Here is a 23,673-nt window from a genome sequence, read left to right as displayed (position 1 = left end):
GTGGAGTTGAGGCGTTCGCTGTAGTAGGTCATTGGCGTGGCTCCGGGGGGTGGGCGGGCCATAGCGATTCAGCGCGGCGCCGATAAAAGGCCAGCGCTTTCATTGCGTACTCGCCTTCATCGCGCGCCAACTTTTCAAGGTGATGGATGCCGCTATCGACCGAAGCTAATACCTCGTCTCGGGTGGCAGGGCGGCCTTCTGCCCACCATGTCACCTCGATAGGATCGCCAAGGTAAAAGCCCCTTCCCCGCTGATATTCGGAGTTGCTTGTGACCCAGACGCCAGTCACGCCGGGGTTGCGCATGATGCCGACACCATCGACGCCTGCACCCTCGATCTGCTGATCCTCGTTGCGCGCCGCGCGCCGCGCCCTTGGTCGTGACATGAACGGGCAAACCTGAACTGACCACAGGGCTATGTCTTTCCGCGTCGGTGGATCACCGGCGGTTCTGTTAATCGCGCACATGGGACCAATGCAAAACGCCTTGTAGCGCCCTAGCTTCTGGCCGCTTACCCAGCACTTTTCAAAGCGCATCGCTTCCAGCATCCGACTGCGTTCGATATTCACTAAATCCCAAAGGCCAGCCTCGGTCCTCTTCGTGACAAACCACGGCACCGGGAAGCCCCGGTGATCGACGGGACGCAGCGCCATCGCAGCAGGTGTTTCTATTTTCAGGTGTGCTTCACGCAGTAGCTTCATGATTTACTCCTTTGTGATCCATCGCCGCGCGGATCATGTCCTCCGCCTCGTCCCAGTCGGCGACATCCGTGACTTCTTCTCGACTTGCCGCTTCGATCAGCGGCAGGATTTTGCGACATGCGGACTCAAACGCCGTGATCGTGTCCTGAGCGCGGGCCAAAGCGTCTGTGAGCGTGTCAGGCGTCATCGCGCGCACCTCCAAGCCCAGTCGATCACCCGATCTTCGCGGTAGCCGCGATTGGCTCGGATCGGCGCACCACGGGGCGCTGTGTCGCTGCGGTCGTCGTGCGGGATGATGAATTGCGCCTTAGGCAGCGTTACGCGCGCGGGTGGGGCTGCGGCGCTGCTGTATGATGTGGTGGCGGGGATGGTGGCGATCACTCCGAAACCTCCTTTTGCGTCTTGACGCGACGCTCCGCCCTTTCGACGGCGCGCATTGCCTCCGGCACGCTGCCTTTCAAGGTGGCAATCGACAGATCGGTGATGTCGCCCATGAAGCCCGCATACACTTCGGGATCGCGCGCGCGTTTCTGGGCGCGCAGATAGGCTATCGCCAGCTTGCGAGGATCTCCGCCCGTACGTTCGATCACAGTTGCGATCTGGTCCTCGGTTGGGGTGTGCTGTTCGGTCATGCCCGGCTCCCATGAATCGCCCGCACACTGTGAAACACAGGTGCCGGGTTGGGTGGCACCCCCTCGACCAGACGCCCGGTGTAGGCGCTGATCTGGCGCAGGTGAAACAGGCGGCTGTCGCCTGCCTCATCCGCGAGATACTTCGCCCGCATTGCTGCTTCATGCAGGTCTACGACAGCCTGGGTGGTGGATGTCATTGCCATATTCCTTTGCTTTTTCGATTTCATGGGGATCGACCACAGGGCCGCGCGGCTGATCGGCATAGGCCGCGTCAGCGATGTTTTCCGGTACTGCCAGCTGGATGTGCGTTTCGATCAAACCTGTCGGGAGCTTGCGCGAGACCAGCCCCAGCATGACATTCACGGATTTTGGGATCATCTCGTCATGCAGGGCGGTCTTCTGGCGCCCGGGGATTTCAACAAACCAGACCTTTGCAGTCTGATCGACAATTGGGAACTCATACTTGCGGTAGATCATGCCGCCGCCTTGAGCTTCATCAGCTTCATTCTGGCGATCTGAACCGCGTCTTTGCTTTTGATCGCTTCATGTTCAGCCATGATTTCCTCCATGCGCTCAAAAATTGGGAGCAGGTGGTCATTCTGGCTGGCGACAATCGCCGCGATCCTGTGAATCTCTGTCAGGTTATGGGCCACATGCTGCTCCTATTGCTGCTCAGGCGCGCCGGAATGACCCGGCGCGCGAGGGTTTTCCGGTTACTCGACCCAGTAGACGGTTTGGGTGGGCTTAACGTCGTGCTGCACGGCGTCCACGCACCGCTCGAAGGCATCTCGCAAGACTTCTTCCTCGTCGTGCATCTTGATGGTGAACTTCAAAGACCCTTCGTTGATCCGGTAGCGCAGCAGGAACTTGATGTCCTGGGGCTCCATACCCTGATAGATCGGCGCGCGAACGATGATCTTGTCAGGCAGTGTGATCCCGCCGCGCGTCTGGTTATCCTCGACGTAGCTGAACTGCCGGGAACCGTCGGCCAGGCGCGTGCTGCTCTTAAATTCCACCTTCTTGGTGGCCTCGAACTGCATCACCATTTCCATGATTTCCGCCGCCATTGGCTGGATCACGTCAACCGCGCGTTCTTCCAGGAACAGACCAAAGTCGATCTGACCCAGCGGTGTGTTGCACATCGACAGCCACGCCTTGATCTTGTCAGTTTTGCGCGCGGTATAAATGGCCTTGTGCGCGCCATGGCTTGGCAGGACAACCCGCACTCTGGATCTGCATCATGATAGTCGATCACAGCGTACATTTGCGCCTTGTCTGATGACGCTGTGATCAGCATGAGTCCGTGAAGAACCGGTCAGGTATTACGAAAAAGACTTTGCCGAAACAAACCGATGATCGGTTTTGATGTTATTGGGGCGATCCTGAAACCTCCAAAGACTGAAGTTGGTGGCCATCCGGGACAACTGCATACTGCCCATAAGCATTTCTGTCGAAGCCGACACCGCCCATAGAGGCCAGCGCAAGGTTGTGCTCGATCTTTGCCTGAAACTCTGTCTTATCAGCCACGGGTTTTCTCCTTATCCATGAGGCCAAGCTGCTGCATGCTGGGGGCTTCGCGCGTCAGCGCGCCGTCCCGCCCATGAAAAGAAGCTCTGGCCGAAATTGACTGCGGGGCCTTCGCAGTGACTTTTGCGGATGCCGCAAAGCCCATTTCACCGTTTGGCGAAACATCAAGCGAGACAGTGACACTGCCTTTCTTGCCGCTCCGCTGGACGGCGGCGATCACGTCTTTCAACGCCTGATCCGCCGTTTCGATGGCAAGCCCGCCATCAATCCGCCCTATCGCCATCAAAAAATGGCTGTTTCCATCCGACACGTCGTTCTCCTTTGGTCGTGGTTTTTCAGTTTCCAGCTTGGTCGAAAGCGGCATTAATCCGTTCAAGAACTGGGCTCATTTCGGGGTTTGCCTCAAGGTTGGCGATCTGGTCCCGGAAGAGGTCGTAGACCTCATCGGGATGAACCCCGTCATTGATTTCACCAATGATCTGATCGGCCATGCGATTGGCAGCGGTCATTTGGGGCGAAGGTTGATCCAGCGGCAACTGATCGCCGCTGGATGCTTCCTGCTTCTTGGTGCGCGAGGGCCGGGTGTCGTAGGGCTGCGACTTTTCTTGATCGGGCTTCGCCTGTTCGGCGGGTTTTGCCTCGGCCTTCGCAGTTTCCTTCGGCTTTTCAGCCTCTTGACGCCCCGCCTTTTCTTGATCGGGTTTTGACTGGTCCGTCTCCGGGTCGGCGTCGCCATCTTCGGCTTCGCCGTCGATGTAGTCCCCATCGGTTTGAGCAACGCCGCCGCTTGGGTCCATGGCAAAGCCGCGATAATCGGCCCCGACTTCATCAACCGCCATGGCGTCCATGAACTCGACCGAAAGCGGCAGATACTTGGACAGCGCGCGAATAGCGGTTTTCTTCGCCATCTCGTCTTCATGCTTTGCCCACGGGCTGTCTTCGGTCTTGCCCATTTTCACGGCACTCTGCCAACCCTGCGCGCCGTCGCGGATCTTCATCACATGCGCCCAAGGCAAGACCACATAGGCGTGGCCGCCATCCTTGAATTTGGCGATGGCATAGGCGTGCAGCTTCTGGCCTTCCATGTTACCGGGCCGGTGGCGAAGGCGTGCCTCGGTGCCCTCCTCATACTCCCACAGCTCGTCGTCGGAGTAGTGGATGTTGGCCGAAAGGCTTGTGATGTGCCCGGAACGCCGTGCCAAATCGATCAGGCCCTTGTAGCCAACGATCAGCTGAACTTGGGGTATCTTTTGCCAGCGGCCATCCGGGCCTTTGACGTTCTTATCAAAGGGCACAAGATAGGCGTGGCCAAGTATCGTGTTTGGCTCTAGACCTAACGACGAACACTGCATCAGCGCGCCAAGAAAGCTCAAAGGCTCACACTGGCGCAGTTTCGGCGTGGTGCGGATCGCATTGGCGACGACGCGCATCATACGCTCAGGGTTCAGGTGCTTCGCTGCAACCATCGACAGTTGTTGCCGGGCGTTGTCGTTGATCAGCAACTGATCGACATTTTGCAACTGCCGGATTGGCAGGGTCTTGATGCTCGTACCAGCCATTACACACCTTCCGTTTCAATGATGTCGATACCGGCAATGACCGCGGTATCTTGGGTGATTTCGCCCGACCGCACCGCCGCCGTGGCGAGGCGCGTCAGCAACTCTGAAACTGCCGGGTCAGCCTGAAAATAGGCAAAGCAGGCCCGGATGTTGGTGATCTTTGCGGCCTTGATCTTGCGCATACCCATGGCCCGGCCGCCGCCCGTGGCACTCCCGGCGCGCGCCTTGACCGGCTTGGCCGCAACCTTCTCGGCCTTATTGGCCTGTTTCAGCGCAGCCTCGGCTTCCACCTGACCGGCGATGTCGTTGCGTTCCGCCGCCTCACGGGCCAGGCGCTCGGCTTCTTCCCGCGCCGCGCGTGCCTCGGCCTCGGCCTTGGCCTTCTCGCGGGCAAGCCGGTCGCTCTCACGGCGCAGCCAGTCGCCCTGCATGGCCTTCATGGTTTTGCCCAGCTTATCCAGCTTGGCAGTCAGCGGGGTAAAGGCTTCCTGCACCTCCGCGCCCAGATCATCCCAAGGCTTCTTCGCTGCCTTCCGGGCGTCCTCGACGCGCTTGAAAAGCCCCCGGGCGCCGGTGATGAAGTCGGTCAGCCGTTCCGCCTGATCGACGGTCTGCACCGTCTTGATGTCCAGCCATTTGCCAGCGGCATCGCAGAACACTGAGACGTGCGCATTCAGTTCAGCATGGGCCATATCGTCATAGGCTGCCTGCTTGTCGTCGGCCTTAGTGCGCGCCGCCTCAGCCGCCTCTTTCGCGCGCTTCACCTGCTCCAGGGTGGCTTCGCCCGGCAGCGTCGGCATGACAATCGCCTCAGGCGGCTGATTGTGAAGGCGGTCGGGCAATCCAGAAAGGTCGTTCATTGGTTGGTCTCCTTGGGTTTTTGAGGGTGAAGGTTAGGCGGCGCTTTCAGCCACTTTGGGCCGCAGAGCCTTTTCGCGCTCAAACGCCTCATTCAGGGCTTTGGCCACGCTGATCGCGACAGTTTCGGGATCGTCGACATAATCGGTCAGCAACAAGACCGGGAAGCGCAACGAAAAGTTGCGAGACCCGTCTTCGTTTTGGCGTCCGCCGGGCGTCGGGTCGTGGATGATCGCCCAGCGGTGCTGTGCGGCCTTCGGGTGCGCTGTGCGTTCGGCTTCGTAGTGTTGCCGCTTACGTTCAGCAGAAGGAACCTCGCCACCCAGTTCACCGATGGTCGACAAGCAGTCCGTCTTGGCAGCTTCGCACTCCGCGATGTTACGCAAGTTCTCGATGAGATCGTCTTGAAAATTGGTAATGATCCGATCAAGGGCATCGAGCTTCGTGTAGCAATCGCCCAGCTTCTTTGCGGTCTCCTTGGTAATCATTTCTCTTACTCCGGCAGCATGGGGGTTTTGGTCAGATCGACCTTCGCCAAGGTGGCGCGCATCGCAGGGATCATACTGATGCGATGGTTGAGACTGTCGTATTCAGCCTTCGTGATGGGCTTGAGATACGTCCACATCCGGTATGGATCGCGGCGCTGACCATCGACCTCGCAGACATACTGCTCTGGGCCGGTCAACTCGCCGGTTTCAAAGTCGATGTCGCGTTCAAGCCAGACGCGCGCTGATACCCATGGCCCGCCACTGATCAGGCGCGCCTTGTACCAGCCGCACTGAGGGTCACCGTCATGCTGCTCGGGGCAGAGACCGGCGACATAGTCGCGGTGCCACGCATAAGCGACACGGGCAGTGGTGGGCTGGCGCATCAGCATCACGACTGATCCGCCTCAGAGAACCCTTCAATTGGGGTCTCATGATCATCAGTAATCTCAAGCCCATCAACGGCGATAGATGGATCAACCTCTTGCAGCAGCCCAAGCATGATGCGCGTCACTGCGCCTTCATCCTTCGTGTCGACTTTACTGGGGTCGAGCTTTGCGACCAGCCGCGACACCACGCCAGCCAAAGACTCGATCTGCATGACATATCCGCGCCGCTGATACTTGAGTGCGCGCATCAGGCTACCCCCGGCCTCTTCTTCGCGGACGGGGTGGGTGTAGTGGATCCGGCGCGCAGCAAGATCAATATAGAAGCGGGGACCGGTGACCGAAGACCAAGGCGATTTTTTGGTGCCACCGTCACGGAAAATGACAGCTTGGCAAACGCTGAAATCAAAAGAGCTTACCAGCGCTTTGGCATCTGCGAACTCCCAGCGCGTGATGAACTGCACCGTGATACGGCCTATGGATATAACCGTGATTGCGTTCCTGGTGTGATGAAGGCGGCAGAACTGCTTGCCGCCGCGTGACGCCTGCAACTCCTCAGCGATCTTGGTCAGCAATTCCTTGCTCGGCCCGAACAGATCAACATCGGAAGGCTGTTCCCCCGCGACCACGGCGCGAACAAAGCCACCACCGAGGAACAGGGTGCCGTGAAACTTGGAAAGCAATGTGCGGACATCTTTCGGGACGCGACGAACAACATGGCTCAGATCCTGCCGTGAGGGCTGGGTTATCCATCAAGAATTTTCCTTTTGGCGCGCCTGCATCACGGAACGACCATCAACCAGATCGTCGGTTTGCAGCGACATGCGCTTGAGATCATCGGCGCGGGGGTCTTTTGCCATGCGCGCCTCATGCGCCGCGAGATATGCGGCAGCGTTCAGCGCGCGCAATGCGGCATCAAGCGGGGTGCGGGCTGGGGCGCTCATTACCAAGGCACCCCTGCGTTCGGTGTCTGGTAATTACTGATCGTCTGGCCGAGGGCTGCGGCGCTCCATGGCAGGAAAACCAGCCAAAGCGCCAAGGCAGCAATCAAAAACAGAGCGATGAAGCGCAGCCTGACGATGGCGCGCTGAATTGCCTCTGCCTCGCGCTCAGCCTGCTGACGCAGATCGGTGTCGGCGAACGGATTACTGAAATCCTCAGCCTGCCGGGCAACGGCGCTGTGGTCCGCAGCGCTGTCACGCAGCGACAGTGTGCCGAACTCCGCAGAGCCGTCAGGGTCAATGGCCCAGCCAGCGCCGTCAGGCCCAACCGTGTGGCCGAGTGATTGAATGTCTTTCGGGGGGTGGTCTCGCATGTGTGCCTCCATCGGATGATGGTGACACTTTATGTGTCGCATCGAGACAGGTCAACACTTTTTGTATCGCACAATCTCAGAAAAGTTTACGCGCCGTGATTCGCTCAATCAGTTACCTGAACGGATCGTTACTGATTGGTGTTCTCTCAGAGAATGGATCGGTCGCTGCGTTCTCACGGGCCAAAAGCATCTCACCCACGCAATCGTAAAGCTCACCAACGGCTTGGAAGGAACCCCTCAGCGAAATACTGGCAATCTGCGATCCCTGGTAGCGGACCCGCACCCCTGGCATTCGACGGAATTCTTCCAAAAAGCGGTCAGCGCGGCCATTGGCGAAGGAAACAAACATACCCGTTGACGGCAGGCCATCCCACAGAAAACCGTATGCCTCGCCGGTCCAAGGCGTCCGTGAGCCAAACTGGACCGACATATCGTAGGCTTTTCCATGTTCAATCGACTGCCATTCCTCGTTCCCAATATAGAATGTGATTCCTGGGGCGGCCATCTCAACCTGTAACCGAATGAATGTCCCACTCTCGAATAGGCCTATCATGAAGCATGCATCGTCCACGGTTCGGTCGACAAAGATATCCCATCCACCGACGTTCTCTTTCCACACGGCAACGTCGGCATGACTTGCGGAGGAAAGGAAGAGTGAACTCATCGCTGCCATTGCAAAATTCAGTCTTAACATAGGCTTCCCCTTCACGGCTTCCGCTTCACCCACAAAATTGGAGCGAGAAACTCAAACTCCATACGCCTCATTGGAGGCGCATTCCAGCTTTCTAGTGTTACCGTTCCATCAGGTTCAGCTCGCACGATCTTGACGAATTTTCTGCCGTCCATCAGGCCCACAACGCACTCTTGGCCGTCTGCCTGGTCAATAAAGATGTGCCTGTCATAGATAAGAATATCGCCATCCATGTAGCGCGGGAACATGCTATCTCCTCGGACACCAACAGCAACCGCGTCCGGCCCGATCCCGGGAGGCGGCTCAAGTTCGTCAAGCGCGCCGCCATCATCTATCGCGAAGACCTCTGCCCCAGCTCCGACGTAGCCCACGAGCGAAACGGGCTTCTTCAGGTCGTCTCCCTTTCCAAGAAGTAGCCATTCGGGGGATACGCGGAAGGCTCTTCCATATTGGACGGCCTTATCCAGCTTGAAGCCACGCTGACCATTCTCATGTGAACGATATGTGGTTTCACCCCACCCAAAGCGGCGCGCCGCGCTGGCCGCATCGGCGTATCCGGCGCGTTCGCGCGCTTCTCTCAATCTCGTGTGCATGTCCATGGTGAGTTCCTAACACCCAAAATGACACAAAGGGTGTTGACAAGCGGCTCGGCGCAATTCAATTTGTGTCGCATGAACAAAGACAAGCTTATCAGCATCTGGGGCTCCGCAGCCAATCTCGCCCGAGCAATTGGCGAGGGTGAGACGACTGTGCGGAATTGGTTCAACCGAGGGTCGATACCCGCGCGATACGACGCGAAGATTATGTCCGCCTCTCGCGGGGCTGGAACTGAAGTTACCCCGCAGGATCTGTTCGACTTGCGGCAAAGCTTGCTTGCACGTTGTGAGCAGCAAAAAACGCAGCAGCACACTGGGGTGTCGTAATGTCATTTCTTCCCTCGCAAAACGTGTTCCTAAGAGATTGCACGCAACCTCTGGACGTGTCGTCCGGTAGCTTTTCCGACCTTCTCGCCGGAAAATTCTCCAGGCGCTTGTTTGATCCGCACCGCGCCCGCCGAGAGTTCCCCGAAGAATGGGCGGCCTACTGTCGTGAGAATTGGGAAAACAGCACGGAACTGGGCGCAGACTTCGGCGTCAGTGAAAAAGCAGCACGTCTGTGGATGTATGGCACATCATGCCCAAGCGGCTGGGTTGTCGACGTAGCCAGAGATGGGCTTATCCCCGGCAAACCGGCCTTCAAGAAATCGGTGGCGGCATGATCCGCCCACTTAACACCGCGCACTCCTCCCGCGCGGCCAGTCGCCCCGGTGCCTCCTCCTCCCTGCGCCGGGGCGGCGTCATTGCAATCCAAACGCGCGCGGGGTGGGTAGAATGATCGCCCTTTTGATAGCCTCTGCATCCGGCGCCAGCGTCGTGATTACAGACAGCTCAATCGCGTGTGAGCTGATGGCAATGCATCTGCGCTTGTTCGCGGTGGTGCTGTGCATCCCGGCCGGGGTGTTGGCATGATCAGAGCCGCGAATAAATGCCAGACATGCCCCTTTCGCGGAGCAAGCGTCGAGTATCAGATGTCCTGCGCCCACATTTCTGCCGATGACTGGCCATGTCACACGCTGGACCTGCTCGGTGACCTTGGCATTCAATGCCGAGGCCACTGGCAGGCGGTTCACAAGTACGGTGAACTTATCGGCCCTCAGCTAGATGTCGCGGAGGGCGCGGTATGACGCAAAGCGCAAAATCCCTGTTTCGCGCCACCAAGGCAAAGCCGGTCCTGAAAGGGCCCGGCCTTGCGTTGGACTTGCCAAAGCATTCGAGGCCGGTGGAGCAGCGCCGCGAGCATGACTTCTACGCCACCGGCCAGCCGGAAGCCGTGCGTTCCCTGCTGCATGCCGATGGCGATCGCTTGCGCGCGCTGGGGTCAGTCTGGGAACCAGCCTGCGGCGATGGGGCCATGGTGCGTGAGATACGCGCCTTCGGCCTGCCATGCTCTGCATCCGACCTGATCGACCGGGGGTGTCCCGATAGTTGGACGGCTGATTACTTCTCCTGCTATCGCAGCCGGGGCCGGGCGATCATCACCAACCCGCCTTACAACCTGATCAATGCGCGCGATGGCCATGGCCGCTGGCTGCACCACACGCTCAATTTGCATGATTGGCGGTACTGCGCCCTGCTGTTGTCATGGGATTGGCCAGCGGCCCGCGCGAATGGGCTTGGCGCGCTGCTTGACGCCAACCCGTTCAGCTATTGCTACCTGATGCGCTGGAAGCTGGACTTTACGGGCGAAGGCTCACCACCTCAGCGCAATGCGTGGTTCGTGTGGGATCGCGATGACCCGCGCGACACCAAATCCAATCACCCCGATTTTCGCTGGCTCGACCGGCACGACTGGCGACAGCCTGATTTGTTGCAGTGAACCAATCCCGGCGCGGCGGGTGTTCCGCGCAAATAACCCCAAGGAGGCCAACGTGAACCAAGAGACCATGAACGACCTGTCACTCACCGAGAAGCAGAAGGCCGCGCTCGTATCCCTGAAAGACGGCGCCGGACTGATCAGTGCCGTTACCGCGGCAAAGCTCAAGGCCATGGGCCTGGTGAAAGCAAGTGGCCGCCCGAACGCGCGCGGTTCGACGCATGTCGAATTGACCGACACGGGCAAGCAGGCGGCGTGATCTGATTTTTTGCAAAGCCCCCGGTTCGCACCGGGGGTAATTCGAGGGTGTGTGATGCCAGCAAAATTCAACAAAGAAATCTTCGCCAAGCTATGGTGCAACCACAAGGTGCCTACAGCGAAGATCGCCGAAACAATCGGCTTTACTCGTCAAGCGTGCAGCTGGCATGCCAAGCGCATGGGGCTGCCACCGCGCAGCACACTTCGCAAAACCATAGTCGATCCGACATTGGCCAAGGAAATGTACCTGGCCGGTGTCAGCCTGTCAGAAATTGCACGATATTTCGGTTCAGACCACTCGCAAACGGTCGGCAACGCGGTCCGCAGAATGGGGCTGCCGAAAAGAGAGCGTGGCCCCTCTGGCAAGCACAATGGCGGGTGGAAGCCCACCATGCCGATCGACAGTTCATCGAGGAGCGCGCATGGCCAGAAGATGTCTGAATTGGCTATTCGGAGCGGTCGAAGTGAAATTACCCCCGATGCGCATCATCCTGCCATGGCCGCCAAAGCAGGTGTTCCCGAATTTCATTCGGGCAACCATTGGAGCAAGTGCCAGCCGCATATCAAGAGATACCGGGAAATAGCCCAAGTGCTGACCGGGAAGCGATGCTGCGCAATGTCCACCACACACATGAAGGCGAAATGGCAGCTGACAGGGCATTTCTTCGAACCCAACAAGATCCGGCCGACAAAGGATAACATGAAAGGCTCATTGAAGCACGCCAGGACGGCATCGCCGCCGCAATGAAGGTCGATGACAGCAGGTTCAACATGGGTCACCAGTTCCACGGACATACCGCCAGATGGGGGCGTCATCATCATAATCGAGGCCGTGTTTCCGATGAAGAAAGACAAGAGGCCTTGATCGCGGCGATGACGGAGGACGCGAAGGAATCATGACGCGCAGGCGGAAGCTGACCCGTGGCAGCGGCGCGCGGGTGGATGTGGTCGCCCACCCCTGCACGTCTTGAAGGCAAAGGCGGGAGGCGAAAATCTTGAGCCAAGACTACAACCCCAAGAAGGCGCGGACCAAGTATGCCTGCCCGATCTGGGTGGATGCTTTTGTGCGGGATACGATGGATTTGGCAGCCGACGAGTTCGGCGCCTATCACCTGATCCTCTATGCGATGTGGTCCCGCGAAGAACTGAACATGCCCGATGATGACCGCAAGCTGGCACGCTTGGCGCGGTGTTCACAGAAGATGTGGCGCGCGCGAATCCGGCCAGCGCTGGAGCCATTTTTCGATGTCGAAAACGGGTACTGGACCAACGTCAGACTGACCAAAGAAGCGACCAAAACAGAGAAGTTTTTGCGCGACCAAAGTGACCGGAAAAGGGGATCGGAGAACTCAGGGAACGCGCTGCGTTCCCTGAGGGAACGCAGCAAGAGCAGACAGTTCTGACATAAACTCATATAAGTCACTGAAAAATAACGATCAAGATGCAACCACGGAAACTACAGCGGCATTCCGGGGAACAACCTACCCAAGAGACCAAGAGTCCAAGTATAAAAGAACCCCCCTTAGCCCCCCCAGGGGGGCGGGAAAAAGAGATCATAAATTTTCCACGAAAACCCAGAACCCAAGGCCGGGAACAAGAGGCAATGTTGAGGGCCAAGGAAATCCTCAGAAGCAAGGAGGCGAAACGAGATGCAGACGACCAATGATCAAGTCCTCGCATGGCTGGACACATTTTCACCCATCGCGTCGATGAAGGAAAATCCCGAAGCGCTGGCGCGCGAGATGGAAACCATCGCCGGGTGTTCACACGCGAAACATCCGGCCTGGAACCATCGACAAGACATTCCAGCATATCAAAATGACCAACACACCGCGCATCCAACTGCGGCGCAGGTCTACGAGGCATTGCGCGAAGTGAAGCGCGAGAAGACCGGCGAGAAAGTTATCGGCAGCCAAACCGGTGATCGGTTCAAGCTCGACGCCATCAACCGCTCGAAGCTCGAAAACGAAGTGATACCTACGGCAAAGCGATGGTTGGGCCAGTTCCCGGGGCTTCGCAAGCACGCGATATCAGTTCTGCTGTACTGGAACGAGCCGCTCATTGATGACAATGGCAAGGAATATGAACCATCCGGGAAGCTAAAAAAAACTGACCGCAGGAAGATGTACGCATGAGCAGCAAATTGCGTAGCGTCCGGGCCGTGGTCAACTTCGATGGCACGATCACCATGATAACCGGCATCTGGGGTGAGACCATCACAGCAGCCGATCTGCCCGGCCGCATCGAATTTTACGAGAAGCTGGCCGCCCGCTCCCACCCTCGGACCGGGGAGTCGCGCTATTGGGCCTCAACATACGAACCGAAGGTAGCCGCTCTGCGCCGCGCCCAGAAGATCCACGACAAGATGTTTTCAACAGAGAGGGAGGACGCATGAGTGTAGAGCCAATCAAGGGTGCGAGGGGAGAGAAGCTGGCCCGAGCAACCTGCGATGATTGCGGCACAACATACGAGTTCCGCGCAGCTCACGGGCCGTCAACGAAATTCATCAAAACCGGGAGGTGCAGCACGCGTGGCGTTCTGACTCTCGCAAAACTAAGCCAGGTGTCGACCAAACTCGAAAACGCTGGTTGGCAATCCATCCGCAAGAAAAACCTCTGCCCAAATTGCGTCGAAGCGCGCCGATCAAAGGAGATATTGCACATGGACACTGCCCCCGCGAGCACCAACGTGGCCCAGATCGCACCGCGTCAGCCCACGCCGAAACAGAAGCGCGAAATCATCGGCATTCTGGAGGTGTGCTACGATGATGAAGCTAAACGCTACAAAGGCGGTGACACGGACAAAAGCGTTGCAGATATCCTTGGTGAGGGCGTCATGCTTGGATGGGTCTCCTCGATCCGAGAGGAGATGTTTGGCCCGGATGGCGGCAACGCCGAGATGGATGAGGTCGCAACTCAGGTCCGTGATCTCGTGGCATCAGTGAGGGTCCACGAGCAGAAGGTTTTGGATCACGCGGAAAAGGCGCGTGAGCATGCTGACGCCGTCGTCAAGTTCGGTGATCATGCCCGCGTGTTGCTCAAGCGCGTCGAGACAATCAAGAAGTCTGTCGGCCCCAAGGCGGCGGGCGCGTAATGGGTGCGTTCGCGATGCGGTTTGAGGATGCGGCGCGGGTGCGCCCGGCGGGGCAGGTCGAGGTGGGCGTGGTGGCGCTTCTGGAATGGGCGTTCGCGGTGGAGTTTGCGCAGCTGGAGTTTGATGAGATGGCGGCGACCTCGGGGGCAGGGCGCGTCGGGGTCGGCAATGAGTACCTGCTGATGCAGTGCGCGATGGTTGGCTGCACGATCGACGGCGGTGGCCGGTCGCTGCCGCATGACGATGCCGACATCGTGGCGTCCATCGTGGCCGGGCTGCCGGTGATCCATGGCGGGCGCGGCATGGCGGTGACGATTGCCGAACTGGCGCGGGCACGCGCGGTGCCCGACTGGATGCGCGACGCCCGCCCGCGCGTGGTGCCGCGCGAATGGCGGCAGCACAAGCACGGCGTGTTTGCGGCGACGCGGGTCTGCGGGACCGTGCAGGAACACAGCCGCAAGCGCGGGTTGGTGACCCGCGATGTGATGTGCTGCGACGTGCTGATAACGCCGACGGCACATCAGATCGAGGCGGCGCGGGCGCGCTACAGCGCATGGTGGCGGGCGTTGCGGGCGGTTCGTGATCAGCTCGCGCGCGCAAGTCTGGACCGCTGGTTGGTCACTGATGCCATGCCTCCGCGCGCGCCATGGCAAAAAAGATGTTGACTTAAATCTCACTGTATGGACAAAGTGCCAACAGAACAATTGCGTCCGGAGGGTACCCCCCTGCCGGGCGTTTTGCGTTGTGGGGTGCCCATGTCGATGATGATGCGGCTTGATGCCACAGATTTCATCCGCAGGTCAGGTGCCTTTGTCGACCGGCAATTGCCGCAGATCGAGGTGTGGGCGCTGAACTGGACTGCAGACGATGCGCTGGCGGCGGTTCAGGACAAGATGAAAGTCGAGTTTGATCGCCCCACGCGCTGGACGCTGAATGCCTTCCAGGTCTGGCGGGCCACCAAATCGAAACGTGTGGCAATGGTGCAGGAGCGACCCAGCGTTGCGCGGCGGCATTACCTGAAGGTCCAGAACAAGGGCGGCGCGCGGCCCCAGACAGCGTTGGAGCGGCTGATCGATGATCGGGTCATCAGCGACACGATCATCCGGGCTGTGATCCCGACCCAAAATGCGCGCTTGAATTCCTACGGCAACTGGTCGCCGGGGGAACGCAATCAGGTCGTGTCCTCGATTGGTGCGCAGCGTAGTGGCGCTGCCTCGATCGCAGCGGCGTCAAAGACGCGGGGCCGCAAGCGTGGGCGCGCCTCGTACTTTGTACCAAAGCCCGGGCAGTTGTCGCCGGGTATCTGGAAGCGAACTGCAGGTGGACGGCTGTCCATGGTTGCCCTCTTTGATGATGGCGCGCCGGTCTACAAGCCGCGTCTGGATTTTGAAGGAGCGGTAGCCAAGGCATATCGGGAAAAGCTGGAAGGAAATCTGCGCAAGGCCTTCGCCCGTGCAGTCCGGACAGCGCGTTAGCCCCCCGGGGCCCCCCGTTTGGGTCCTTCCCGACGCCTCCCAGCGCGGGTAATTCGCACCGCGGTAGTTTGTCGGGGGTTAACAATCAGCAAAGCCTTAACACGCGCTTGTTAAGTGGAAAGGGCCATGGGCAACTTAACCGCATCCGACATCGCCAACCACTTTGACGTGTCGCGCGCCCGGGTCAGTCAGTGGGTGAGCGAGGGGAAACTTGATGGGTGCTATCAAGGCGAGGGTCGATCCCGCCGCTTTGATGCTGCGGCAGTCGCGACAGCACTTGGCAAGACGCTGGACCCCGGCCAGCTGATGGGCAACGGCGCGCAGACCAGGCGCCAGATCCGGTCGCAGGGTTCTGACGCGCCGACGCCCGCCCCGAAGAAAGATGCGCTGCTCGCTGCATCCGACCCTGACCGCTATGAACTGGCCCGGATCCAGAACGCCGAAGAAGACGCGCGGCGCAAGCGGCGCGACAACCAGCGTGATGAGGGGCGCTGGGTCCTGGCTGAAGAAGTGCAGCGCCAAAGTGCCAAGGCACTGGCGCAAGAGATTGCGCAGTTCGAAACCGTGCTTCGCGATGGTGCCCGGGCGGTGGCTGACCGCTTTGGCGTCGATTACCGCGAGGCTCGCGCGCTGCTGATGGATCTGTGGCGCACCCATCGTGTCATCCGCACCGATCGCCTGACAGAGCAGGTGGCATCGGTCGACATGAGCGCTGCGGAAATGGAGGATGACGCATAGATGGGTTTCCTGTCATCGGCGGAGGCATGTGTGCTGCGGGGTCTTGCCGCTGCCATGATGCCACCGCCACCGCCTGACATCACCCGCTGGTGCCAGGACAATATCGTATTTGATGAGCGCAGCCCCTTTCCGGGTCCGTTCAACATCAATCGCTTCCCGTTCTTGCGGGAAATCCACGAGGTGCTGAACCCTGAACATCCCTGCCGCGAGGTGACGCTGCGCGGATCGGCGCAGTTTGGCAAAACGGTATCGGTTCTGATCCCGACACTGGCGGCGTGGCACGAATACGGTCCGCTCGACAGTCTGGTCGTGCATCCGACATCATCGTCCGCGACCGAGTGGGTGCGCACGAAATGGATGCCTTTCCGCCGGTCCGCGCCGTCCCTGCGCGACGTGTTCGGCGATGGTCGGGGCGAACAGACGGACACGCTGCACAATCAGGAAACCTTGCGGCGCGACGGCACCCTGAAGGTCACCAGCGCCGGATCGCCGGATGATCTGGCGGGCACCACCCGCCGCCTGGTGTTGATGGATGATGTGGCAAAATTCGAGATGACGCCCAAGGGCGATCCGGAACAGATGGCGATCAGCCGGGCATCGGGGTTTGATGAGGCGAAGATCGTGCGCATGTCGACGCCGCAGGTGGCGGGGACCTGTCGCATCACCCGGGCGTTCAAACGCTCGGACCAGCGGCACTATCATGTGCCATGTCCGTTCTGCGGGCACTTTGCACCGTTTCTGTGGGAGAACTTTCGCCGCAACATTGACCCGGACCGGCTGCATGCTGCGGGCTTTACCTGTGATGAATGCGGGTCGGTGATCGACCATTCGCACAAGGCGCGCATGGTGTCTGCCGGGCGTTGGGTTGCCCATAATCCACAGGGCGACCACCCGGGCTTCCATCTGTGGCGCGCCTATGTGCCCCAGCGTGACTGGGCATCTATCGCCGTGGAATACGCGCAGGCCACTGGTCTGACCAACACAACGTCGGGGGTCGAGGATCTGCCCGCCGTGCAGATTGCGTCTGAATCGCAAACCGAACAGACCTTCTGGAACGACGTACTGGGCCTGCCGTTTGAACAGGCCACCAAGGGACCCGATTGGGAGAAGCTGCGCGACCGGGTGGAGAGTTGCGAAGACGGGACGTTCTTGCCGATGGGCCGCGTGCCCGCCTGTGGCGTGATTTTGGCGGCTGGTGTCGACTGCCAGCTGGATCGGCTCGAGGTAACGATCGCGGCTTTTGGGCGCCAGCATCGACGGTGGGTGATCGAGCATCGCATTATTCCCTATCACATCGGGGATGAAGAGGGCCGCCATGCCCTCGATGCGCTGCTCAAGTCCAGCTGGCGCACCACGCTGGGCCAGCCCCTGACGCTGGATATTCTGGCGATTGATGAGGGCGCCTACACCGACGCGGTTCTGGACTGGGCGAAGCGCCATCCGTGGGCGCGCGTCATCACGGTGAAAGGGTCGAGCAGTGCCAACGGCCCGACCATCCGCCCGCAAACCGACCGGAAGGTCAGCGGGCGGGTGGTCAGGAACCAGCGCCGCCGCTGGTTGCTCAATGTCAGTCAGATGAAGGCTGATTTCTACGGGTGGCTGGAAAAGGTTGATCCCGCCGCGCGTGGCTTCGTGTCGATCGCGCGCGGCATCGGGGATGAGTATTTCCGCCAGATCACCGCCGAGGTGCGTGTGCTCAAGCGCGGCAGTTCGGGCGTGATGGTGTCGCGCTGGGAACTGGTCGAGCCGACGCGTCGCAATGAGGCGCTGGACACGATGATCTCGCAGAGCTGGCGCGCAAGCGGATGGACCTCGATGACTGATGAACAATGGGGGGTCCTTGAGGCTGAGCGCAGCATTGTGCCCAGCGATGGGCAGCCCGATCTCTTCGACGCTGCGGTGCCGGTCGTTCCCCTGTCGACGCAGGCAACCGCGACGGTACCTCGCGCGGATCCCGCTGGCGCACCGGCAGCGAAGCCTGAACCTGCCATGCCGTGGATCCCCACGCGCAAGAACTGGATTTGACCTGATGCCCATTTGGACAATCGAGCAATATCAGAACCTCTGCGGCATGCTGGCTAAGGGATCACCAAAGCGCAGATCAATGGGAGAGTGTCGAGTTTCGCAGCCTCGATTGAAATGGTGCGCATCAAGGCGATGATGGAACGCGCCCTGGCCTCGCCCCGGCATTGGCCCCAGCTACCCAAGCTATCAGAAAGGCTGACCGATGAACGCGATCGAACGCGCCATCGCGACTGTCGCCCCGTCCTGGGCGGCAAGGCGCGCCCGTGCCCGCCTGGCGGTCGCGCAATATGATGCTGTGAAGCTGGGGCACCGCGCCGGGTCGCTGCGCGCCAGTCGGGGTGACGCCGATGCCTCCAGCGGCGCGCGCACCAAGTTGGCGTTCTTTGCGCGCGACATGGTGCGCAACACGCCGTTTGCGACCAGTGCCCAAGCGGTGATCGCGGGCGCCGTCACCGGGGACGGCATCATCCCGAAGGTTCTGGTCGACAAGCGGATCAACGATACTGTCGCCGGGCGTATCAAGAAGCGCGGGTTGATGTGGATCGAGCGCCATTTCGACACCACGGCCATCGATAGGCGCGGACAGTTGAACCTCTACGGCCTGCAGCGGCTGGTCATCAACACGGTGGTCGACGCAGGCGAATGCCTCGTGCGCTTGCACCGAGACAGCCTTGTAGAGGGGTGCCTGCCGTTCCAGGTCGAGGTGCTGGAACCCGACTATCTCGATGCCACCCGCTGGGGCACAACTGCCGATGGCAGCGAAATCCGCCAGGGCGTGGAATATGATGCTGAAGGCCAGCGCGTGGCCTATTGGATATTCCCCCAGCATCCCGGCTCGGATTCCGTGATGCACCCGGCATCGGGCGTGTCGATGCGCGTGCCCGCAGCGGAGATGTTGCACATCTACCGGCTGGATCGTCCGGGACAGAGCCGTGGGGTCAGTTGGTTCGCGCCTGTCATGTTGCGGCTGCAGGATCTGGCGGACCATGAGGATGCCCAGTTACTGCGCCAGAAGATCGCGGCCTGCTTCGCGGCATTCAGAACAGGCGGCAGCGGAGAGGCAAAGACACCGGACACGATCATGCCGGGCGCGATCTACGACCTGGGTGACAGTGAACAGATCAGCTTTGCCGCGCCCCAGGGGTTGAGGCTTATGACGAATTCACCCGGTCGGTCCTGCGGTCTGTGGCTGCCGGTCTGGGCATTACCTACGAGGACCTGACCGGCGACATGGCGCAGGTGAACTTCTCGTCGGCCCGGATGGGGCGGCTGAAGATGGATCAGAACGTCAGCACCTGGCAGCACCTGATGATGATCCCGCAAATGATGGCGCCGCTGGCTGGCCTGTTCATGGACGCATGGCAAGAGGTCGATGAAGAGCGTCTGGGCTTAGACATCTGGGCCGAGATCAAACTGGACTGGGTGCCGCCGCGCAGGGTGATCGTGGACCCGGCCCGTGAATTCGACGCGATCATAACCGCAGTGCAGGGCGGTCTGATGTCGCGCCAGCAGCAGTGCGCAGCTTCGGGGTCGATGTCGAGCGTCTGAACGAAGAGCTGATCGAGGACGCCCGCTTTTGCGATGCGAACAGCCTGATCCTGCGCACGGATGCGCGCAACGGTGTGCCGGGGGCCGCCCCGCCGGTCTTGAAAGACAAGGAAATCAAGGATGAATGAACTTCTGCTTTACGGCTCGGTTGGGCAATCGTTCTGGGATGAAGAGCACTTTACCCCAGCTCAGGTGCGCGCGGACCTCAAGACGTTTACCGGTCCGGTGACAATACGCATCAACTCGGGCGGTGGCATCGCCACCGATGGGAGGCGATCTACACCGCGCTCAAGGACTACCCGGACGCGATACATGTCGTCATTGACGGGATCGCGGCCTCGGCTGCCAGCCTGATCGCGATGGCAGGCGACACGATCACCATGCCGATCGGCTCGATCATGATGATCCACGATCCGGCAAACTGGTTTGTCGAGGGGCGCGGGACCGAGGCGGACCACCTGCGCTCGGCGGCAAACCTGCGCACCCTGTCCAATGCCTACGCCAAGATCTACGCCGCGCGCGCCGACATTCCCGTGGAAGAGGCGCGCGAAATCATGCGCGCCGAGACGTATCTCGATGGCGCCGAGGCGCTGGCAGCAGGTTTTGCCACCAGCACATGATGAGATCGAGGCGACCGCGTTCGCGGCGTTCGATTACGGTATCTACGACCATGCCCCCCAAGGGCTGATGGCGGTGGCCGGGGCGCGGCCCCGCGCTGCGCCGCGCGCGAAGGTGTTGGCCATGTTGGCCGGCACACCCCCAACCACAACCACCAAGCCGAAAGGGAAACCCATGGCAAAGACTGCAGCAAAGACCGCGCCCAAAGCGCCCGCCAAAACCACTGCCAGCACCAAAGAGGATCAGATCGAGGCCGAGGAAGAGATGACCTGATGGTCGAGGATGATCCTGAAGCCGTCGATCAGGAGGATGACCCGACCACAGACACCACGGCAGATGCGGAGATCGATGAGCCTGACGCCGAGGAAGACGAAGTCGAAGATGATGAGGTCGAGGATGAACCCGCAGTTGCCCGTGCGGCGGCCGTCGGGGTGCTGGCCTATTGCGAGCGCAACAACCTGCCGATGGCGTCGGCCCGCAGCTATATCTCGCGCGGTCTGACCGTGGCGCAAATCAATGCCGAACGCGGCGGAAAGGACAAGAAAGTGCGCATCAACCCCCATGGCCCCTCGGCCCGCATCACGCGCGATGAGGTCGAAACCCGCCGCACCGGCATCGAGGGCGCGATCGTCGCCCGCCTGTCGCGTGATCGCATGGTGAACGGCCCCGCCCGCGATTACATGGCGCTGAGCCTGCCCGAAATGGCGGCAATGTCGGCGGGCCAGCGTGGGCGTGTGCAGCGTGGCGCGGTGAACTGCGCGCCATTGAGATGGCGTTCGGGTCGCACTCGGTCAGCGACTTCCCGGCGATCTTTGAAAACGCGCTGAACAAGCGGCTGTCGCAAGCCTATCAATCTGCCCAGCCGACCTACCGCGCGATCGCCGAGCGCATCGACATGAGCGACTTCCGCCCCACGCCGATTGCGGCGATTGGTGACTGGCCCACCCTGATGCCCATCGGCGAAGGTGGTGAAATCAAGTCCGGCACGGTCGGTGACAAGTCGGAAATCGTGGCGTTGGCCGCCTATGGGCGCAAGTTCCATATCAGTCGCCAGATGATGGTGAACGATGATCTGGGCGCGATCGACCGCTTGCTGTCCACGCGTGGTCGGGCCGTGGCGGCGTTCGAGGATCAGCTGTTCTATGCGATGCTTCTTGCCGGGGCGGGCAGCGATGGCCCGACCCTGCGGGAAACCGGGCGCCAGGTGTTCAATGCCAGCGACAAGACCAAGGCGGCGAGCGCAGCTGCGATCACTCCGGCTGCGGTTGCCAAGGGGTTCGAGGCGATGATGCAGCGCAAGGGCGTGGGCAAGGATGATCCGTTCCTTGCGATCACACCTTCGATCCTGCTGGTGGGCCCGCAGCAGCTGTTCGCAGCGCAACAGTTGGTTGCCCCCATCCAGGCGGCGCAGGCTGACAATGTGAACCCCTATGTCAGCGCGCTGCAGGTCGTCGCTTCGCCCTATATCACCGGCAACGGGTGGTACCTGCTGGCTGATCCCGGCAGCGCGCCGGTGTTCATGTATGGCTACCTGCAGGGCGAGGAAGGCCCGCGCATGCGCATGGATGAACCTTTCGGCCAGCAGGGCCTTGGCTATTCGGTTGAACTCGATTTCGCCAGCGGCGCGACCGACTATCGCGGCGGCTACAAGAACGCGGGCGGGTAACCCCACCAGCCTGACACGATGACCACCAGGACGGGCGGCCCAAGGGCTGCCCGTTTGTCATTTCAGCGCCCTGAACGGGCAGATACAGAGGAAAGCCATGAAGAACTTTATGCAAATCGGCGAGGTTGTGTCGCTTGCGGCACCGCGCGATGTCACATCCGGGGAGGGCATGCTGGTCGGCAAGGTGTTCGGCATTGCCGTGCATGATGCGGCCAGCGGTGCCCCGGTTGAGGTGCAGCGGCGCGGCGTCTACACCCATGCCAAGACCAGCGCGCAGGCGTGGGCCGTGGGCGCGGCCGTCTACTGGGACAACACGAACTTCGTGTTCACCACCACCAGCTCGGGCAACACCCTTGTCGGCGCGGCTCTCGCCGCCGCCGTCAACCCCAGCGCAACCGGCACCGTGCTGTTGGACGGCACGGTACGCTGATGGGTTTGTTTGACGGCATGGCCGGGCTTGTCGCGGATGTGTTCGGCGATGCCGTCAGCTACACCCCCGGCGCGGGCGCGACGCGGATCGTCCAGTCGATCGGGCGTCGCACCCCGGTGCAGGCGATCGGCCCGGACGGGGTCGAGACCCTGCTCACCAGTCCGACGTGGCGGGTGCGCCAGGACCTCGTCCCCGAGATCGCCCGCGGGGATCGTGTGGCATTCGGGGGCCATTTGTACCGGGTCCTCAACGCGCATCCCCAAGGATCACCTGCCGTCGATGCCCATCTTGTCTGTGAACTGGATGAGGTCGAGGCATGAGCGGCGAACGCAAGGCTCTGCGTGCAGATCTGCGCGCGGCCATTGATGGAATCAAGTCACTTTACGGGCCGCTGGCCACAGCGCCGGTCATCAGCGCATGGGCGCAATCGCTTGATCCCAAAGCCCTGCCGGTGATCGGCGTTGCGACCCCTTCGGAGGAATGCAGCGCTGCCACTCAAGACACCACGGCCCTCGATCTGACCGCAGTGGTGGTCATCAAGCGTGTCGAGCGCACAGGTGATGATGGCACCGCTCTTGAAGATGCACTCGACGATGATGCCGAAGCGCTGATCGGCCCGATCGAAGCTGCCATGCAGTCAGCCCGACGCGATTTCGAATTGCGATCATCCGCTATTGATATTTCCGGCGCGGGTTCGCCTCGCGTCGGCACCCTGACCCTGACTTTCGCCGCGTCCGATCATCGCGCGCGCACCATCCCATAGGAGGATTACCCATGCCTGCCCCCGCTTTCTCGATTTCGCCACTGCTGGCCCACGGGTCAACGATCCGCGTTGGTCGCGGCGAAACCCCCACATGGACCCGGGCACCGGCCTGCAGGATGTCGAATTCCCCGATCAGATGCCCGCTGATCTGGACATCACAAACCAATCGTCGCCCGGTGCGACAGAAGAGAACATGCCGGGCCTTTTGCCCGCTGTCGATTTCTCGGTCGATATGATGTACGACGTCGGCTCGGAATGGGACACCGCTCTTGAGAGCCTGAACGCCCGTGATGCCAGTACCGGTGCCAAGGAGCTGCACCTGCTGGAAATCTGTGTGGGCACCGGGACCGGCAAGAAGACCAGGACATTCCTTGCCTATCTGAAGGACTACAAGCCGCGCGGCCCGATCAAGGGCAACGTCGCCATGCGGGCGACCTGGCGGCTCATGTCGACGGTGGCAGAATAATGGGGGCCCGAACCGCGAAACCGTCGTC

43 protein-coding genes are annotated in these 23,673 nt (G+C 60.6%); 24 read left to right on the top strand and 19 right to left on the bottom strand.

All coding sequences use genetic code 11. From position 1 onward, the window contains the following. Positions 1 to 28: 28 nt before the first annotated feature. From H9529_RS04940 to H9529_RS04850, 19 genes are all read right to left on the bottom strand, one after another. Entirely contained in the window at positions 29 to 700 is a 672-nt protein-coding gene (locus H9529_RS04940) for a hypothetical protein (RefSeq protein ID WP_092893053.1), read from the bottom strand. Beyond that, complete coding sequence (locus tag H9529_RS04935; RefSeq protein ID WP_092893055.1) at positions 684 to 887, bottom strand: hypothetical protein; 204 nt, start codon at positions 885 to 887, stop codon at positions 684 to 686. Before H9529_RS04935 ends, H9529_RS04940 begins: the two co-directional genes overlap by 17 nt. Then, positions 884 to 1,081 (bottom strand): hypothetical protein, encoded by a 198-nt coding sequence (locus H9529_RS04930; protein WP_092893057.1) that lies wholly within the window; start codon positions 1,079 to 1,081, stop codon positions 884 to 886. The genes H9529_RS04935 and H9529_RS04930 overlap by 4 nt, the downstream gene beginning before the upstream one ends. Continuing rightward, positions 1,078 to 1,332: a hypothetical protein gene (locus H9529_RS04925; RefSeq protein ID WP_190305729.1), complete on the bottom strand. Its 255-nt coding sequence runs from the start codon at positions 1,330 to 1,332 to the stop codon at positions 1,078 to 1,080. Before H9529_RS04925 ends, H9529_RS04930 begins: the two co-directional genes overlap by 4 nt. Further along, positions 1,329 to 1,529: a hypothetical protein gene (locus tag H9529_RS04920; protein WP_190305728.1), complete on the bottom strand. Its 201-nt coding sequence runs from the start codon at positions 1,527 to 1,529 to the stop codon at positions 1,329 to 1,331. Before H9529_RS04920 ends, H9529_RS04925 begins: the two co-directional genes overlap by 4 nt. Continuing rightward, positions 1,492 to 1,809: a hypothetical protein gene (locus tag H9529_RS04915; RefSeq protein ID WP_190305727.1), complete on the bottom strand. Its 318-nt coding sequence runs from the start codon at positions 1,807 to 1,809 to the stop codon at positions 1,492 to 1,494. Before H9529_RS04915 ends, H9529_RS04920 begins: the two co-directional genes overlap by 38 nt. Beyond that, positions 1,806 to 1,985 carry a hypothetical protein gene (locus H9529_RS04910; RefSeq protein ID WP_190305726.1) on the bottom strand — a complete coding sequence of 60 codons (180 nt, stop codon included), beginning with the start codon at positions 1,983 to 1,985 and terminating at the stop codon, positions 1,806 to 1,808. Before H9529_RS04910 ends, H9529_RS04915 begins: the two co-directional genes overlap by 4 nt. A gap of 60 nt (positions 1,986 to 2,045) precedes the next feature. Further along, positions 2,046 to 2,558 (bottom strand): DUF2303 family protein, encoded by a 513-nt coding sequence (locus tag H9529_RS04905; RefSeq protein ID WP_190305725.1) that lies wholly within the window; start codon positions 2,556 to 2,558, stop codon positions 2,046 to 2,048. Positions 2,559 to 2,700: 142 nt separating this feature from the next. Then, positions 2,701 to 2,859 carry a hypothetical protein gene (locus H9529_RS04900; protein WP_190305724.1) on the bottom strand — a complete coding sequence of 53 codons (159 nt, stop codon included), beginning with the start codon at positions 2,857 to 2,859 and terminating at the stop codon, positions 2,701 to 2,703. After that, the gene (locus H9529_RS04895) at positions 2,852 to 3,223 is read right to left on the bottom strand and encodes a hypothetical protein (protein ID WP_190305723.1); all 372 of its coding nucleotides are present in this window, start codon (positions 3,221 to 3,223) and stop codon (positions 2,852 to 2,854) included. Before H9529_RS04895 ends, H9529_RS04900 begins: the two co-directional genes overlap by 8 nt. Continuing rightward, a complete protein-coding gene (locus tag H9529_RS04890; protein ID WP_223814296.1) occupies positions 3,195 to 4,418 on the bottom strand; it encodes a recombinase RecT in 1,224 nt (407 codons plus the stop codon). The genes H9529_RS04895 and H9529_RS04890 overlap by 29 nt, the downstream gene beginning before the upstream one ends. After that, complete coding sequence (locus H9529_RS04885) at positions 4,418 to 5,278, bottom strand: hypothetical protein (RefSeq protein ID WP_092892968.1); 861 nt, start codon at positions 5,276 to 5,278, stop codon at positions 4,418 to 4,420. Before H9529_RS04885 ends, H9529_RS04890 begins: the two co-directional genes overlap by 1 nt. Positions 5,279 to 5,311: 33 nt before the next feature. After that, positions 5,312 to 5,764, bottom strand: a complete 453-nt coding sequence (locus tag H9529_RS04880; protein ID WP_092892966.1) for a hypothetical protein — start codon at positions 5,762 to 5,764, stop codon at positions 5,312 to 5,314. A 5-nt stretch (positions 5,765 to 5,769) separates the two neighbouring features. Beyond that, positions 5,770 to 6,153, bottom strand: coding sequence for a hypothetical protein (locus H9529_RS04875; protein ID WP_190305721.1), 384 nt, complete (start codon positions 6,151 to 6,153; stop codon positions 5,770 to 5,772). Continuing rightward, positions 6,153 to 6,830, bottom strand: a complete 678-nt coding sequence (locus H9529_RS04870; protein WP_190305720.1) for a hypothetical protein — start codon at positions 6,828 to 6,830, stop codon at positions 6,153 to 6,155. The genes H9529_RS04875 and H9529_RS04870 overlap by 1 nt, the downstream gene beginning before the upstream one ends. A 69-nt stretch (positions 6,831 to 6,899) precedes the next feature. Beyond that, entirely contained in the window at positions 6,900 to 7,091 is a 192-nt protein-coding gene (locus H9529_RS04865; RefSeq protein WP_092893046.1) for a hypothetical protein, read from the bottom strand. After that, positions 7,091 to 7,462 (bottom strand): hypothetical protein, encoded by a 372-nt coding sequence (locus tag H9529_RS04860; RefSeq protein ID WP_190305719.1) that lies wholly within the window; start codon positions 7,460 to 7,462, stop codon positions 7,091 to 7,093. The genes H9529_RS04865 and H9529_RS04860 overlap by 1 nt, the downstream gene beginning before the upstream one ends. Positions 7,463 to 7,574: 112 nt before the next feature. Then, positions 7,575 to 8,156 (bottom strand): hypothetical protein, encoded by a 582-nt coding sequence (locus tag H9529_RS04855; RefSeq protein ID WP_092893010.1) that lies wholly within the window; start codon positions 8,154 to 8,156, stop codon positions 7,575 to 7,577. Positions 8,157 to 8,167: 11 nt separating this feature from the next. Then, positions 8,168 to 8,752: a LexA family transcriptional regulator gene (locus H9529_RS04850; RefSeq protein ID WP_092893008.1), complete on the bottom strand. Its 585-nt coding sequence runs from the start codon at positions 8,750 to 8,752 to the stop codon at positions 8,168 to 8,170. A gap of 21 nt (positions 8,753 to 8,773) precedes the next feature. Here H9529_RS04850 and H9529_RS21310 point away from each other — a divergent pair, with 21 nt between their 5' ends. The 24 genes from H9529_RS21310 (at position 8,774) to H9529_RS04725 (ending at position 23,645) form a co-directional block, all read left to right on the top strand. Further along, complete coding sequence (locus tag H9529_RS21310; RefSeq protein WP_143033596.1) at positions 8,774 to 9,076, top strand: carph-isopro domain-containing protein; 303 nt, start codon at positions 8,774 to 8,776, stop codon at positions 9,074 to 9,076. Further along, on the top strand, positions 9,076 to 9,411 hold the full coding sequence (locus H9529_RS04840) for a hypothetical protein (protein ID WP_190305718.1): 336 nt from the start codon (positions 9,076 to 9,078) through the stop codon (positions 9,409 to 9,411). The genes H9529_RS21310 and H9529_RS04840 overlap by 1 nt, the downstream gene beginning before the upstream one ends. A gap of 112 nt (positions 9,412 to 9,523) precedes the next feature. Further along, entirely contained in the window at positions 9,524 to 9,661 is a 138-nt protein-coding gene (locus H9529_RS04835) for a hypothetical protein (RefSeq protein WP_190305717.1), read from the top strand. 211 nt (positions 9,662 to 9,872) lie between these two features. Next, positions 9,873 to 10,568 carry a hypothetical protein gene (locus H9529_RS04830; RefSeq protein WP_190305716.1) on the top strand — a complete coding sequence of 232 codons (696 nt, stop codon included), beginning with the start codon at positions 9,873 to 9,875 and terminating at the stop codon, positions 10,566 to 10,568. A 52-nt stretch (positions 10,569 to 10,620) separates the two neighbouring features. Further along, a complete protein-coding gene (locus H9529_RS04825; protein WP_190305715.1) occupies positions 10,621 to 10,824 on the top strand; it encodes a hypothetical protein in 204 nt (67 codons plus the stop codon). A gap of 54 nt (positions 10,825 to 10,878) precedes the next feature. Then, a complete protein-coding gene (locus H9529_RS04820) occupies positions 10,879 to 11,571 on the top strand; it encodes a hypothetical protein (protein WP_190305714.1) in 693 nt (230 codons plus the stop codon). A gap of 247 nt (positions 11,572 to 11,818) precedes the next feature. Next, positions 11,819 to 12,226 (top strand): YdaU family protein, encoded by a 408-nt coding sequence (locus tag H9529_RS04815; protein WP_190305713.1) that lies wholly within the window; start codon positions 11,819 to 11,821, stop codon positions 12,224 to 12,226. Between the two features lie 246 nt (positions 12,227 to 12,472). Then, a complete protein-coding gene (locus H9529_RS04810; protein ID WP_190305712.1) occupies positions 12,473 to 12,958 on the top strand; it encodes a hypothetical protein in 486 nt (161 codons plus the stop codon). Further along, positions 12,955 to 13,218, top strand: coding sequence for a hypothetical protein (locus tag H9529_RS04805; protein ID WP_092892984.1), 264 nt, complete (start codon positions 12,955 to 12,957; stop codon positions 13,216 to 13,218). Before H9529_RS04810 ends, H9529_RS04805 begins: the two co-directional genes overlap by 4 nt. Before the next feature lie 266 nt (positions 13,219 to 13,484). After that, complete coding sequence (locus tag H9529_RS04800) at positions 13,485 to 13,916, top strand: hypothetical protein (RefSeq protein WP_190305711.1); 432 nt, start codon at positions 13,485 to 13,487, stop codon at positions 13,914 to 13,916. Continuing rightward, positions 13,916 to 14,581: a hypothetical protein gene (locus tag H9529_RS04795; protein WP_092892878.1), complete on the top strand. Its 666-nt coding sequence runs from the start codon at positions 13,916 to 13,918 to the stop codon at positions 14,579 to 14,581. Before H9529_RS04800 ends, H9529_RS04795 begins: the two co-directional genes overlap by 1 nt. 90 nt (positions 14,582 to 14,671) lie before the next feature. Continuing rightward, complete coding sequence (locus tag H9529_RS04790) at positions 14,672 to 15,391, top strand: hypothetical protein (protein WP_223814295.1); 720 nt, start codon at positions 14,672 to 14,674, stop codon at positions 15,389 to 15,391. A gap of 126 nt (positions 15,392 to 15,517) precedes the next feature. Continuing rightward, a complete protein-coding gene (locus H9529_RS04785) occupies positions 15,518 to 16,129 on the top strand; it encodes a hypothetical protein (protein WP_092892508.1) in 612 nt (203 codons plus the stop codon). Further along, entirely contained in the window at positions 16,130 to 18,154 is a 2,025-nt protein-coding gene (locus H9529_RS04780) for a phage terminase large subunit family protein (RefSeq protein ID WP_190305710.1), read from the top strand. It begins immediately after the preceding gene. Positions 18,155 to 18,356: 202 nt separating this feature from the next. Next, positions 18,357 to 19,376 (top strand): phage portal protein, encoded by a 1,020-nt coding sequence (locus H9529_RS04775; protein ID WP_190305709.1) that lies wholly within the window; start codon positions 18,357 to 18,359, stop codon positions 19,374 to 19,376. Beyond that, a complete protein-coding gene (locus tag H9529_RS21070) occupies positions 19,340 to 19,702 on the top strand; it encodes a phage portal protein (protein WP_190305708.1) in 363 nt (120 codons plus the stop codon). The genes H9529_RS04775 and H9529_RS21070 overlap by 37 nt, the downstream gene beginning before the upstream one ends. After that, positions 19,669 to 19,830: a hypothetical protein gene (locus H9529_RS04765; RefSeq protein WP_190305707.1), complete on the top strand. Its 162-nt coding sequence runs from the start codon at positions 19,669 to 19,671 to the stop codon at positions 19,828 to 19,830. Before H9529_RS21070 ends, H9529_RS04765 begins: the two co-directional genes overlap by 34 nt. Before the next feature lie 147 nt (positions 19,831 to 19,977). Further along, positions 19,978 to 20,322, top strand: coding sequence for an ATP-dependent Clp protease proteolytic subunit (locus tag H9529_RS04760; RefSeq protein ID WP_190305739.1), 345 nt, complete (start codon positions 19,978 to 19,980; stop codon positions 20,320 to 20,322). A 270-nt stretch (positions 20,323 to 20,592) separates the two neighbouring features. Continuing rightward, a complete protein-coding gene (locus H9529_RS04750; protein ID WP_190305705.1) occupies positions 20,593 to 21,147 on the top strand; it encodes a hypothetical protein in 555 nt (184 codons plus the stop codon). After that, positions 21,090 to 21,986 (top strand): phage major capsid protein, encoded by an 897-nt coding sequence (locus tag H9529_RS04745; RefSeq protein ID WP_190305704.1) that lies wholly within the window; start codon positions 21,090 to 21,092, stop codon positions 21,984 to 21,986. Before H9529_RS04750 ends, H9529_RS04745 begins: the two co-directional genes overlap by 58 nt. A 97-nt stretch (positions 21,987 to 22,083) precedes the next feature. Next, positions 22,084 to 22,416 (top strand): DUF2190 family protein, encoded by a 333-nt coding sequence (locus H9529_RS04740; protein ID WP_092892498.1) that lies wholly within the window; start codon positions 22,084 to 22,086, stop codon positions 22,414 to 22,416. Beyond that, positions 22,416 to 22,736: a head-tail joining protein gene (locus H9529_RS04735; RefSeq protein ID WP_092892496.1), complete on the top strand. Its 321-nt coding sequence runs from the start codon at positions 22,416 to 22,418 to the stop codon at positions 22,734 to 22,736. Before H9529_RS04740 ends, H9529_RS04735 begins: the two co-directional genes overlap by 1 nt. Beyond that, entirely contained in the window at positions 22,733 to 23,179 is a 447-nt protein-coding gene (locus tag H9529_RS04730; RefSeq protein ID WP_092892494.1) for a hypothetical protein, read from the top strand. The genes H9529_RS04735 and H9529_RS04730 overlap by 4 nt, the downstream gene beginning before the upstream one ends. A 91-nt stretch (positions 23,180 to 23,270) precedes the next feature. Further along, positions 23,271 to 23,645, top strand: coding sequence for a phage tail protein (locus H9529_RS04725; RefSeq protein WP_190305703.1), 375 nt, complete (start codon positions 23,271 to 23,273; stop codon positions 23,643 to 23,645). Positions 23,646 to 23,673: the final 28 nt, after the last annotated feature.

The organism is Roseicitreum antarcticum, assembly GCF_014681765.1.
Lineage (GTDB): Bacteria > Pseudomonadota > Alphaproteobacteria > Rhodobacterales > Rhodobacteraceae > Roseicitreum > Roseicitreum antarcticum.
This window is presented reverse-complemented; position numbering and strand designations above follow the sequence as displayed.